The organism is Stenotrophomonas sp. P5_A8 (assembly GCF_056400545.1).
Genome location: NZ_JBFULB010000106.1, coordinates 1 through 11978, shown reverse-complemented (window position 1 = coordinate 11978; position 11978 = coordinate 1). Strand labels below are relative to the sequence as shown.

The window sequence follows — 11978 nt, the reverse complement described above, 5'->3', positions numbered from 1 at the left end:
ACGTAGAGCCGACCGTTGGTCGGCTACCGACACCCCGTAGAGCCGACCGTTGGTCGGCTACCGACACCCCGTAAACCCGACCGTTGGTCGGCTGCCGACACCTCGTAGAGCCGACCGTTGGTCGGCTGAGCGCGCCCCTCACACCGCGAGCAGTTCACCCGCGCCACCGTCCAGCAGCCCACGCGCCACCAACTGCCCCAATCCCTCCGGATCGCTGCCCGGGCCACGCGCCTCGGCACGCACGGTGCGCCCATCGGCCACGCCGCCGACCAGGCCCTGCAGGAAAAGATCTTCGCCTTCCCATTGGGCAAAGCCGGCCACCGGCACATGGCAGCTGCCATGCAGCGCGCGGTTCATCGCACGCTCGGCTTCCACGCAGGCGCGGGTACGCGCATCGTCCAGCGCGGCGAACAGCGCCATCACCTGGGCGTCCTCGCCGTTGCATTCCACCGTCACCGCACCCTGCGCCGGTGCGGGCAGCCACGCCGGTGCGGTGAGCCGGGCCACGATGCGATTGCCCAGGCCGAGCCGCTCCAGCCCGGCCACGGCCAGCACGATCGCGTCGTAGCCGCCGTTGTCCAGCTTGGCAAGGCGCGTGTTGACGTTGCCGCGCAGGTCCAGCAGTTCCAGGTCCGGGCGCAGCGCGCGCAGCTGGGCCTGGCGACGCAGCGACGAGGTGCCCACGCGCGCGCCGAGCGGCAGCGCGTCCACCGAGGCGTACAGGTTGGAGATGAAGCCATCGGCTGGATCGTGGCGGGTCAGCATCGCCGGCAGCGCGAACGGCGCGTCCAGCTCCATCGGCACGTCCTTGAGCGAGTGCACCGCACAGTCCGCCTCGCCGCGCAGCATCGCCAGCTCCAGTTCCTTCAGGAACAGGCCCTTGCCGCCGATCGCGGCCAGCGAGCGGTCCAGCACTTCGTCGCCGCGGGTGCTCATCGGCACCAGCACCACGTCCAGCCCCGGATGCGCCTGACGCAGGCGGTCGGCGACGTGTTCGCTCTGCCACAAGGCAAGCGGGCTCTTTCGGGTGGCGATGCGCAGGGTCTTCATGCCCCCATTTTACAGGTGCTTGAGGTCCTGCTTGATGCTGGCCACGCAGCGGCGGCTCACTTCCAGCGGCGCCTTGCCATGGCGCAGCACGGCCTGGACCTGGCCTGCGCCATTTCGTCGCAGCTCGATCAGCTCATGGCGGGCGACCAGGCAGTTGCGGTGGATGCGCACGAAGCGGTTGGTGAATTCCTCCTCCAGCGACTTCAGCGATTCTTCGATCAGGTCCTCGCCGCGGGCGTGGTGCACCACCACGTACTTCTCTTCGGCCTGCAGGTAATGGATGTCTTCGATCGGGATCAGCCGCAGGCTGCCGCGCAGGCGTGCGCACAGCAGCGTGCGCACCTGCTGGCTGGGTGCGCTGGGTTGCCCGCTGCGGCCGGCCAGGAAGGTGCGCGCGCGTTCCAGCGCGGCGGCCAGGCGCTCGGGACGCACCGGTTTCATCAGGTAGTCGATCGCCGCCGCTTCGAACGCCGACAGCGCATGCGCATCGTAGGCGGTGCAGAACACCACCGCCGGGCGCGGGTCGAAGGTGGCCAGGTGACGCGCGGCCTCCAGGCCATCCAGGCCGGGCATGGCGATGTCCAGCAGCACCAGGTCCGGCTGCAGTTCGGCACAGGCATGCAGGGCCTGCTCGCCGTTTTCGGCCTCGGCCACCACCTCTACCCCGGGCTGCTCGGCCAGCAGGCTGCGCAGGCGCTCGCGGGCCAGCGGTTCGTCGTCGGCGATGACCACCTTCACGTCTGTTTCCTCAGGGCACCGGAACGGTGATGTCGCAGGCATAGTAGCCGTCGCTCCATGCCCCCGTCATCCGCGCGGACGGGCCGAAGCGCCAGGCCAGGCGGTGCGCGATGCTGCGCTGCGCGTGGCCGGCGCCCTGTGCCAGCGGCAGCGCCCGTGCCTGCGGATCCGGCGCCGGGTTGTGCACGCGGACGTGCAGCTGGTTGCCCGTGCAGGACAGCGCGATGACGATGGTGCCGCCCCCGGGCAGGCGCGAGATGCCGTGCAGCACGGCGTTTTCGACCAGCGGCTGCAGCACCAGCCGTGGCATCGGCAGCGACCACGGCAGCGGTTCGTCGCGTTCCCACCGCACCTGCAGCCGCTCGCCCAGCCGCAGCGATTCGATCGACAGGTAGCGCTCGGCCAGTTCGCACTCATCGCGCAGCGTGGAATCCCCCTCGCCCGCCCCGAGCGCGGCACGGAACAGATCCGACAGATCCAGCACCGCGCGCTCGGCAACGACTGGATCCCGGCGTACCAGGCTGGCGATCAGGTTCATGCTGTTGAACAGGAAATGCGGGCGGATCCGTGCCTGCAGCGCATCGGCCTGCGCGCGCGCGTTGGCCACGGTCTGCGCGCTCCAGCGATCGCTGACGTAGAAGTAGCGCAGCGCCAGCGCAACGATCAACGCGGTCATGGTGGCGCTGCCCAGGGTGAAGCGCCAGAACCCGACCTGCTGGGCGAACCCCTGGGTGTCGAGCACGCCGTACAGGCCATGCACGRCGCCGGCGCAAAGCGCGGCGATCAATGCGGTCATGGTCACCGCCAGCGCAGTGCCGACCGCCTCCGGCAGGCGCGACAACGCAGTGCGCGCCACGCACAGGCATACCGTCACCGCCAGCGCCAGCCACACCGCGAAGCCACTGGCCGACAGGAAGTCGGACAGGCGCCAGTGACGGCTGCCGTCCGGCGCCAGCGCGACCACCACCACCACCAGTTCGGCCAGGCCGAGCATCGCCGCCAGCCGCGGCAGGCGGCACAGTTCGGGCAACCAGGGCAGCTGGCGGGGGTCGGTCATGGCTCAGGCGGCCTGGAAACGCGCGTCCAGCCAGTCACCCAGCGCCTGCAGTTCCTCGGCGCAGACCTGGTGGGCCATCGGGTAGGAATGCCACGCCAGCGGGAAGCCGAGGTCCTTGAGGGTCTGCGCGGTATGCGCGGCGACCGCCTGCGGGATTACCGGGTCCTGCGTGCCGTGGGCCATGAACACCGGCGGCCGGATGCCGTCGGGCGCGCGCTGCGCGGCTGCATTTTCAGGGTCAGGCAGGTAGGTGGACAGCGCGATCAGCCCACCGATCGGGCGCGTGCGGCGCAGCACCGCGCTGAGGATCACCGCACCACCCTGCGAGAAGCCGGCCAGCAGGATCCGCTCGGCGGGAATGCCGCCGGCAATCTGCTGCTCGATCAACGCATCCAGCGCCTGCACCGACGCATCCACGCCGGCGGCGTCGGCACGCGAGCGGAAGTCCATGCTGACGATGTCGTACCAGGCCCGCATCGGCACGCCGTTGTTGATGGTGATCGGCTGCACCGGCGCATGCGGGAACACGAAGCGGATCGCCGGCCAGTGCGGGCGCAGCAGTTCGGGCACGATCGGCGCGAAGTCGTTGCCGTCGGCACCGAGGCCGTGCAGCCACAGCACCGCCCATTGCGGGTCGGTGCCGGTTTCATTGATGACGCTGTCCAGCATGGGGCGACTCCAAGACATTGAAGCCGCATTATGCAGCGCCGCCGGGCCTGCCGGTCAGCCCGCGGTGGTGTGCTCGGCCGCCGCCCGGCGCAGTTGCGCGGCGCGCACCAGCACCTTGGGCGGTGCGGTTTCTTCGGGAATCTCCATCAGCCGCAGGCGATGCATCAGCGTGCCGGCGCTGCGCGAGGAGGTCAGCGCCACCACCGGGATGGCCAGCACCATGCCGATCACCACCGGGGCCATCCACGCCGCCAGCGAGGGCGACACCGCATAGGCCAGCGCGCCCATGAACAGCCCGAACACGCTCAGCCCGCCGTAGCCGCGGATCAGCGCCGGCCAGGAGATGCCGCCATCGTCACGCTGCTGCGCATCCCAGCCCGAATCCTTGCCGGCCAGGACCTCGGCCACGCCGCGCGACTGCACGTACATCACCACCGGCGCCATCAGGGCAGCCAGCACGGTTTCCAGCAGCATCGACACGAATGCGCGGATGCCGCCGCCACAGCCACGCCGATCGACGCGGTCGAGCAGCATTGCCACGTAGCCCAGCACCTTGGGGGTCAACAGCACCACCATGGTGATGGCGAACATGCGGATCACCTTCTCTTCGTCCTGGTGGCGCCAGTACACGCCGGGCGAGAGATGCAGTACTTCGTTGAAGTCGATGCCGCCCTGGAACAGCGGGATGGCGATGCCCACCAGCATCAGCATCCCCCACATCGGCGCGGTGAAGTAATGGCCGATGCCGATCATCATGTGCATGCGGCTGACCCAGTGCAGGCCCTTGGAGCGGACCACCTTGGCGTGCTGCAGGTTGCCCTGGCACCAGCGGCGGTCGCGCACCAGCATGTCGGTGAGGGTGGGCGGGCCTTCTTCGTAGCTGCCCTTGAGGTACGGCACCATGTGCGTGGCCCAGCCACCGCGACGCATCAACGCGGCTTCGACGAAATCGTGGCTGAGCACGTGGCCGCCGAACGGCTGCTTGCCGGGCAGCGCGGGCAGGCCGGCGTTGTCGGCGAAGGCTTCGGTACGGATGATCGCGTTGTGGCCCCAGTAGTTGCTCTCGGCACCGTGCCACCAGGCCACGCCGCGACCGATCACCGGCCCGTACACGCGGCCGCCGAACTGCTGCATGCGCGCAAACAGCGTCCGCCCGCCGATCACCGCCGGCAGGGTCTGGATCAGGCCGACGTCGGGGTTGTGCTCCATGCCGGCCACCAGGCGCACGATGGTGTCCCCGGTCATCAGGCTGTCCGCGTCCAGGATCAGCATCTGCGGGTAGCCCGCGCCGAAGCGGCGCACCCAGTCGGCGATGTTGCCGGCCTTGCGCCCGCTGTTGTCGCCACGGCGACGATAGAACAGGTGCCCATGCCCACCCACCGCATCGCACAGGTCGGCGAAGGCCTGTTCCTCGGCCGCGCCGACGTCGTCGCGGCGGGTATCGCTGAGCACGAAGAAATCGAACTGCGCCAGTTGCCCGGTTTCGGCCACCGATTCGTAGATGGCCTGCAGGCCGGCCAGCAGCCGGCGCGGGTCTTCGTTATAGGTGGGCATGAGCAGTGCGGTGCGGGTATGCACCACCGGCAGCGGCTGGTCCGGGTCGATGCCCAGCTTGTAGCCGCGGTCGAACACCGCCGTGAGGAAGCCCGCCACCGCCCCGGCAAAAGACAGCGCGATCCACGCAAACAGGGCCACGAACAGCACCAGCAGGCACGCCTCCAGCACGGTGATGCCGTTCATCGCCAGCACTTTCCACATCATCACGGTGGCGCCGATGGTCATCGCCGCGGTGCCACCCAGGATGTAGAAGCGGCGCAGCGCCATCAACCGCGGTGCGGTGCGCTGGCGCGGCACCTTCAGCCGGCCGTCGCGGAAGGACTGCTCGGGCATCGGCATCGGCGCTTCGGCCGGCAGCGTCGCGCGCCCGGCGTCCACCACGGTCTTGACTGATTGCACACTCATCGGCGGCTATCCTGCGTGAGTGGTGCCATCCCGGACATGCCCGGTGCGGAGAGGGTCATCCAGATCCCGGTACGCCCAGCGGCGCCCTTGCATCCTACCTGCGCAGGGCCGTGACCGGCACGCAGCTGTTGTGTGTCACTACCGGAACCCACGAACTCTCCAACGGGACTGAGGCGAAAAATGCGGCCCAGCATAGGGGGCCAAATGTAAGCCGCGCGCGAAGGCTGGTATGTCGATTTGTCCCCATTCAGCAAATCCGGGAGCGCCTCGGCTGCGACAGAACACCGCAGACCTTGCGCCGTGGACCTCTGCCCATTCATTTTGTAAACGGTTATCATTCCGTTAACCAGGCAGGCATGCGATACCGCACTACCCACCCAGACGCGCCGGCACTCCGCCGTGCGCAGTCCCACCGGTCGGGTTGCCTGCTTTCGTCGTACTGACATCGCCAGACGCTTCCCGGTCGGGGATCCATTTCCCTCCATGGAAGACCCTCATGTCTGTTTTCTGCTCCTCCCCCGCGCGGCGGGTCCGCGCCCCGCTCGCCGTCGCCATCTGCCTGCTGCTGGCCAGCCCCGGCATCGCCCTGGCCGAGGTTGCCGCCGATCCTGCCGCCAAGGACCTGGATACCGTGGTGGTCACCGCCTCGGGTAACCAGCAGTGGATCAAGGATGCGCCGGCCAGCATCAGCGTGATCACCCGCGAAGACATCGAACGCCAGCCCGTGCATGACCTGGGCACCCTGCTCAGCCGCGTTCCCGGCGTCACCGGCGGTCTCAGCGCCGCCGGCGAACAATCCAAGATCAAGCTGCGCGGCATGCCCTCCAACTACACGTTGATCCTGATCGACGGCAAGCGCGTGGGCAGCTCGGCCTCGACCAACTATCGCCCCGATCTTGGCCGCCAGGACCTCAACTGGATCTCGCCGGACCAGATCGAGCGCATCGAAGTGGTGCGCGGCCCGATGTCCTCGCTGTACGGGTCCGATGCCATGGGCGGGGTGATCAACATCATCACCCGCCGCATCGGTGACACCTGGGGCGGCAGCGCGACGCACAGCTACACCTCCCCGCAGGACAGCAAGCGCGGCGATACCCAGCAGATCGGCACCAACTTCTCCGGCCCGCTCACCGAGAACATCGGCATGCGCCTGGGGGCCAACTACACTCACCGCGCCTCCGACCGCAGCAACGGTGGTGTGTACGGCAATGCGTATGGCGGTGAAAAGGACCGCAACGTCGACGCGCTGCTGGACTGGACGCTGAGCGAGGCGCAGCGCTTGGAGCTGGAGGCCGGCTACGGCGTGCAGCAGGCCTTCGCCAGTACCACGCTGGAAGACGAGGGCGACGGTGCCTGGGGCGCGAGCGAGCTCAAGCGCACCAGCCTGTCGCTGAGCCACACCGGCAACTGGTCCTTCGGCACCTCCAAGGTCACCGGCTACTGGACCGAGTTCAAGAACGACATCGGTCCGAACGGGCGTTCGCAGGCCAAGGACATGATCCTGGAAAGCAGCCTGAGCACGCCGTTCACGCTGTGGGTGGATCACCAGCTGAGCGTCGGCGGCCAGTGGAAGCGCCAGCAGCTGACCAACACCGACACCATCGGCCAGGCCCCGGTCGATTACGCCGGCAACCCGGTGGCGGGTTCAACGCTGGAAGTGGATACCTGGGCGGTGTTCGTCGAGGACGAACTGAAGCTGCACGAAACGCTTGCCCTCACCCTGGGCGCGCGGCTGGACCACCATGAGCAGTTCGGCAGCCACGTCAGTCCGCGTGCGTACCTGGTCTACCATCCGGCCGAAAGCTGGACCCTGCGCGGCGGCATCTCCAAGGGCTTCCGCGCGCCCAGCCTGACCGAGAACGCCGCCTCGGCCGCGACCGAATCCGGTGGCCGCGGCTGCGGCTCGCTGCGCCCGCTGGGGTACATCAGCGGCAGCTGCTACATGGCCGGCAACCCGAACCTGGACCCGGAAACCAGCACTAATCGCGAGGTCGGCTTCAACTTCGACAACGGCACCGTCGATACCGGCCTGACCTACTTCCATACCGACTTCAAGAACAAGATCGAGTACGAACCCCTCGGCTATTTCAACGGGTACTGGTGGACGCGCATGGACAACGTCGACCGCGCCCGCACCAGCGGCATGGAAGGCAACTTCAACCTGAGCCTGGGTGAGCACTGGCGCTGGCGTACCTCGGCCACCTGGATGAAGGAGGCCAAGAACCTCACCACCGGCGAGAACCTGATCGACACCCCCGAGTTCTCCGGCTATTCGTCGGTGGACTGGACCCCGATCGATGCGTTCTCGACCACGGTCTCGGCGCAGTACACCGGCAAGCAGGATGGCGTGGCCAGCACCTTCATCAAGGCCTACACGCTGTACGACCTGACCGCGGCCTGGCACGTCAACGACGCACTGACCGTGCGCGCGGGCGTCAGCAACATCGCCGACAAGAAGCTGTATGCCGAAGGCGCCACCGACTACTTCGTGGCCGGGCGCAGCTACTTCCTGGGGATGACCGCGCGCTTCTGAGGCGACGCTGATGCAGCGCGCGGAGCCTGCTCCGCGCGCTGGCCGATCAGGCCGGCGTCGCCGCCACGGCGATGTCGGCATCCAGCGGCGGCTTGGTCAGCGCACGCGAACCGAGCTGGGAAAACTGCAGGTGCGCCAGCAGATGCTGGGCCTGGGTAGCCTGCGGGCACGGCGCGATCCGCGGGCCTGCCTGCGGACGCTCAGCGGTGATCACAACACTGGACATGGTCTGGTTATCTCGTTGCATTCCAATTCCCGCGGGGCTCCCTGCCGCGCGGAATGCGCACCCTATATGAAATTGCGGACAGATGTGTGACGGGTTCTGCACTACGACAGATAACCCGCCCGGCGCGACAGAAAACTGGCGGCCGCACATAGGCAGCCGCTATCATGTAACCGTTTACAACCCACATAAGACGGATATGGATTCCACCTCTACCCCTCAGTTCAGCCCGAAGTGGCAGTTCCGCTTCAACTTCTTCAACACCTACGGCGCGCCCAATACCCCGGCGTTCAAGGCCGCCTACAAGGAGCTGCCGTTCGGCCAGAAGATCAAGGTCAACTTCAACTTCTTCGCCCTGTTCTTCAGCTGGATCTACCTGCTCATCCTGGGCATGTGGCGCAAGGCGCTGACCATCCTGGGCATCACCATCGTGCTGATGATCCTGGTGTCGTTCATGCCCGACGTCGTCGGCCGTGGCGTCGGCATCGCCTGGTCGCTGCTCATCGCACTCACCACCAACTACTCCTATTACCTGGAGAAAGTGAAGGGCGACACCAGCTGGAACCCCTTTGCGGGCATGCGCTGGTAAGCGCTGCCTTGCGGGATTGATGTTGATCCAGGGCCCGGTCGAAAGACCGGGCCTTTTCGTTCTGCCGCATGGGCCGCGGCGCGACCCTCACCCGTCCTTTCCCCAGCGCCGATCACCCTGCCGGCAACCGCGCCCTGGAGTCTCCCATGTCCACCTCACCGAACAATGATCGCCTCGAACGCGCCGCGCGCTGGCTGGGCCGACAGACCCATGACCTGGACGCCGTCGCCAAACGCGCGATCGGGCGGCGCGTGGTGGTCGATGACCCCAACCGTCGCCTGGCCGAGCAGTCCACCTTCGGCGAGCGGCTGGCCGACAAGGTCGCCAGCTTCGGTGGGTCGTGGCACTTCATCCTGCTGTTCGGTGCCGCCCTGGTGATCTGGGTGGCGCTCAACAGCGAGATCCTGGGCAAGACTGCATTCGATCCCTACCCGTACATTTTCCTCAACCTGATGCTGTCGATGCTGGCGGCGATCCAGGCACCGGTGATCATGATGAGCCAGAACCGGCAGGCGATGAAGGACCGGCAGATGGCCGCCTACGACTACGAGGTGAACCTCAAGGCCGAGCTGGAAATCATGTCGCTGCATGAAAAAGTGGATGCGGTCAGCCATGACACGCTGCTGCAGATCCTGCAGCAGCAGCAACGCCAGATCGACCTGCTGAGCGAGCTGGTGGCGCGCGCACCGACGCCCCCGCCCGCGGATTGAACAGCGCGGACCGCCTCGCCGCGATGTCCCATGACGTGGTGGTCACCGGCGGCGGCCAGGCCGCACTGGCGCTGGGCTATTTCCTGCGTCGCAGCGGCCTGACGTTCTGCCTGCTGGATGCCGAACCCTCGGCGGGCGGCGCGTGGCAGCACGCGTGGCCATCGCTGCGGCTGTTCTCGCCGGCCTCTTCCAGTGGTATCGCCGGCTGGCCGATGCCACTGCCTGCCGACAGCTACCCCGATCGCGATGCGGTGGTGGACTACCTCCGCCGCTATGAGCAGCGCTACGCACTGCCGGTGCAGCGACCGGTACGCGTGCAGCGCGTGGAGTGCCTCGATGGCCGGTTTACGCTGATCGCCGATGATGGCCGCCACTGGCATGCCCGTGCGGTGATCAGCGCCACCGGCACCTGGCGCAACCCGCAGTGGCCGTCTTACCCCGGCCAGGCGGCGTTCACCGGGCTGCAGCTGCATTCGGCGCAGTACCGTGGCCCGGACGCGTTGGCAGGCAAGCGCGTGGCGGTGGTGGGCGCTGGCAACTCGGGCGCGCAGATTCACGCGGAACTGTCGCAGCATGCGCACTCGGACTGGATCACACTGACACCCCCACGCTTCCTGCCCGACGATGTGGACGGGCACGTGCTGTTCCAGCGCGCTACCGAGCGCTGGCGCGCGCTGCAGGCCGGACAGACGCCCCCTCCGCCGAGCGGCGGGTTGGGCGACATCGTGATGGTCGACAGTGTTCGTGATGCACGCGCACGCGGCGTGCTGCACAGCCTGCCGATGTTTGATGCCCTCACCGCGCGCGGTGCGCGCTGGGCCGATAACAGCGAACGCGCCTTCGATGCGATCGTGTGGTGCACCGGCTTCGGCCCGGCCCTCGAACACCTGGACGCGCTTGGCGTGATCGACGTGGACGGCCGGGTGGCGCTGGATGGCACCGCCGCACGCGACCTGCCCGGACTCTGGCTGGTGGGCTACGGCGAGTGGACCGGAATGGCCTCGGCCACGCTGATCGGCGTGACCCGCAGCGCGCGCAGTACGGTGGCCGAGGTGCAGGCGTATCTGGGCGTGGCGTCGGCAAAGTGAGTAGCCGCACCGGGCGACGCGGTACGCCGGTGGTAGCATGCGCCGATCATTTCTCCCATTCTGGGCGCGATCTGCCGAGCCGACGATGATCGCCGCCCGCCTGGACAAGGACCGTCATGGCCGCACCAAACCGACTCGCTTTCCTGGATGCCCTACGCGGTCTGGCTGCCGTCTATGTGGTGCTGTTCCACGTCATGGCGATGCCGTCACCCGCGCTTGCGACGGGAGCGGTGACGGGCGCGGTACTGGCGATGGGCGGCACCGGCGTGGCGCTGTTCTTCGTCATCAGTGCCTTCTCGCTGGCATACACGATGCCGCGCCACGCACGCACGCCGACGCCATTGCTCAGCTTCTACCTGCATCGGGTGTTCCGTATCGCACCGCTGTTCTTCGTGCTGCTGGCCTTCTCGATCTGGCGCGACGGTCGCGGCAGCCATGCGGGTCATCCAAGCGCTGAAATCCTGGCCAACGTCACCTTCACCTTCAACCTCTTCGAAGGATGGGAGGCCGGCATCGTCTGGGCGAGCTGGGCGATCGGCGTGGAGATGCTGTTCTATGCCGTGTTTCCCCTGCTGTTCCGGGTCATCGACCGCCCGCGGCGCGCCTGGGGCGCCGCTGTCCTGGGTACGCTGGCCAGCCTGCTGGCCGGAGCAGGGGTACTGGGTCCGGCGGGTGTAGCAGCGGTAGGCGACTACGGCCTGCTGCGCCACCTGCCCGTGTTCTTGTACGGCCTGCTTGCCTACCATCTGTTCATGGCCCTGCAGGCAATGCCATCCAACCGTGCCCGCCGTTGCTGCATGACGGTGCTGGTCGGCACGGGCCTGTTGCTGGTGGGATTGACCTGGGGCAGCGCGCGCGCCGCCGTGAGTGCCGGCATCGGCTGGATACTGTTCGGCGCCGCGTATGCCGCACTGCTGATCGGCATGTCGCGATTTCCCCTGTCGCTGGTGGTCAACCGCGTGACCACCTACCTGGGCCAGATCAGCTATTCCCTGTATCTGGCGCACCCCATCGTCGTGGCGCTGTTGATACCTGTATTCCGGCGCATCCAGCTGCTGGTACCGCAGGCCGATCTGGCCTACCTGCTCTGCGCCGTACTGACCTTGGCCATCGCAGTGCCACTGGCCTACGTGGGCTATCGCCTGATTGAAGTGCCCGGCATCCGTGCCGGGCATCGGGTGCTGGCCGCCATCAACGGCCATCGCACCGCTGCCACGGGCAGCACCGATCCCACGCGTTGATCCGCATGCGCGCCGATCCACGGCGCGCCGGGTGTTCAGAACGTCTGCCAGTCGTCACCGGCCACGGCCGCCATCGGCGCGCGGGCAGCACCGCGCGCAGCGGCGGACACCCGCCCGG

Annotated in this window: 11 protein-coding genes; 5 read left to right on the top strand and 6 right to left on the bottom strand. The window is 67.7% G+C overall.

The window, feature by feature from the left end; genetic code table 11:
* Positions 1-138: 138 nt before the first annotated feature.
* The 5 genes from hemC to mdoH are packed head-to-tail and all read right to left on the bottom strand — an operon-like array spanning position 139 to position 5476.
* Positions 139-1050, bottom strand: a complete 912-nt coding sequence (gene hemC, locus AC1DQP_RS09600; protein ID WP_457318530.1) for a hydroxymethylbilane synthase — start codon at positions 1048-1050, stop codon at positions 139-141.
* 9 nt (positions 1051-1059) lie between these two features.
* Complete coding sequence (locus AC1DQP_RS09595; protein ID WP_256777410.1) at positions 1060-1788, bottom strand: response regulator; 729 nt, start codon at positions 1786-1788, stop codon at positions 1060-1062.
* A gap of 10 nt (positions 1789-1798) precedes the next feature.
* Complete coding sequence (locus AC1DQP_RS09590) at positions 1799-2845, bottom strand: sensor histidine kinase (protein ID WP_478051482.1); 1047 nt, start codon at positions 2843-2845, stop codon at positions 1799-1801.
* A 3-nt stretch (positions 2846-2848) separates the two neighbouring features.
* Positions 2849-3514 carry an alpha/beta hydrolase gene (locus AC1DQP_RS09585; protein ID WP_457318528.1) on the bottom strand — a complete coding sequence of 222 codons (666 nt, stop codon included), beginning with the start codon at positions 3512-3514 and terminating at the stop codon, positions 2849-2851.
* A gap of 54 nt (positions 3515-3568) precedes the next feature.
* Entirely contained in the window at positions 3569-5476 is a 1908-nt protein-coding gene (mdoH, locus tag AC1DQP_RS09580) for a glucans biosynthesis glucosyltransferase MdoH (protein WP_457318527.1), read from the bottom strand.
* 496 nt (positions 5477-5972) lie between these two features.
* Between mdoH and AC1DQP_RS09575 the strand changes: the two genes are divergently transcribed.
* The gene (locus AC1DQP_RS09575; RefSeq protein WP_478051481.1) at positions 5973-8009 is read left to right on the top strand and encodes a TonB-dependent receptor domain-containing protein; all 2037 of its coding nucleotides are present in this window, start codon (positions 5973-5975) and stop codon (positions 8007-8009) included.
* A 46-nt stretch (positions 8010-8055) separates the two neighbouring features.
* Here AC1DQP_RS09575 and AC1DQP_RS09570 read toward each other — a convergent pair whose 3' ends face one another.
* Positions 8056-8256 carry a hypothetical protein gene (locus AC1DQP_RS09570; protein WP_256777405.1) on the bottom strand — a complete coding sequence of 67 codons (201 nt, stop codon included), beginning with the start codon at positions 8254-8256 and terminating at the stop codon, positions 8056-8058.
* Positions 8257-8431: 175 nt separating this feature from the next.
* On the opposite strand from AC1DQP_RS09570, the gene AC1DQP_RS09565 reads away from it, so the two are divergent.
* From AC1DQP_RS09565 to AC1DQP_RS09550, 4 genes are all read left to right on the top strand, one after another.
* Entirely contained in the window at positions 8432-8821 is a 390-nt protein-coding gene (locus AC1DQP_RS09565; RefSeq protein ID WP_256777404.1) for a DUF2628 domain-containing protein, read from the top strand.
* 146 nt (positions 8822-8967) lie between these two features.
* Positions 8968-9531 (top strand): DUF1003 domain-containing protein, encoded by a 564-nt coding sequence (locus AC1DQP_RS09560; RefSeq protein ID WP_457320208.1) that lies wholly within the window; start codon positions 8968-8970, stop codon positions 9529-9531.
* Between the two features lie 23 nt (positions 9532-9554).
* Positions 9555-10619 carry an ArsO family NAD(P)H-dependent flavin-containing monooxygenase gene (locus AC1DQP_RS09555; RefSeq protein ID WP_478051480.1) on the top strand — a complete coding sequence of 355 codons (1065 nt, stop codon included), beginning with the start codon at positions 9555-9557 and terminating at the stop codon, positions 10617-10619.
* Positions 10620-10735: 116 nt separating this feature from the next.
* Positions 10736-11860: an acyltransferase family protein gene (locus AC1DQP_RS09550; protein WP_457320204.1), complete on the top strand. Its 1125-nt coding sequence runs from the start codon at positions 10736-10738 to the stop codon at positions 11858-11860.
* Positions 11861-11978 lie beyond the last annotated feature (118 nt).

Excerpts from the sequence above, each read along its gene's own strand:
- hemC (WP_457318530.1), bottom strand. The coding sequence starts at position 1,050 with ATGAAGACCCTGCGCATCGCCACCCGAAAGAGCCCGCTTGCCTTGTGG.
- AC1DQP_RS09585 (WP_457318528.1), bottom strand. The coding sequence starts at position 3,514 with ATGCTGGACAGCGTCATCAATGAAACCGGCACCGACCCGCAATGGGCG.
- mdoH (WP_457318527.1), bottom strand. The coding sequence starts at position 5,476 with ATGAGTGTGCAATCAGTCAAGACCGTGGTGGACGCCGGGCGCGCGACG.
- AC1DQP_RS09575 (WP_478051481.1), top strand. The coding sequence starts at position 5,973 with ATGTCTGTTTTCTGCTCCTCCCCCGCGCGGCGGGTCCGCGCCCCGCTC.
- AC1DQP_RS09570 (WP_256777405.1), bottom strand. The coding sequence starts at position 8,256 with ATGCAACGAGATAACCAGACCATGTCCAGTGTTGTGATCACCGCTGAG.
- AC1DQP_RS09565 (WP_256777404.1), top strand. The coding sequence starts at position 8,432 with ATGGATTCCACCTCTACCCCTCAGTTCAGCCCGAAGTGGCAGTTCCGC.
- AC1DQP_RS09560 (WP_457320208.1), top strand. The coding sequence starts at position 8,968 with ATGTCCACCTCACCGAACAATGATCGCCTCGAACGCGCCGCGCGCTGG.
- AC1DQP_RS09555 (WP_478051480.1), top strand. The coding sequence starts at position 9,555 with ATGTCCCATGACGTGGTGGTCACCGGCGGCGGCCAGGCCGCACTGGCG.
- AC1DQP_RS09550 (WP_457320204.1), top strand. The coding sequence starts at position 10,736 with ATGGCCGCACCAAACCGACTCGCTTTCCTGGATGCCCTACGCGGTCTG.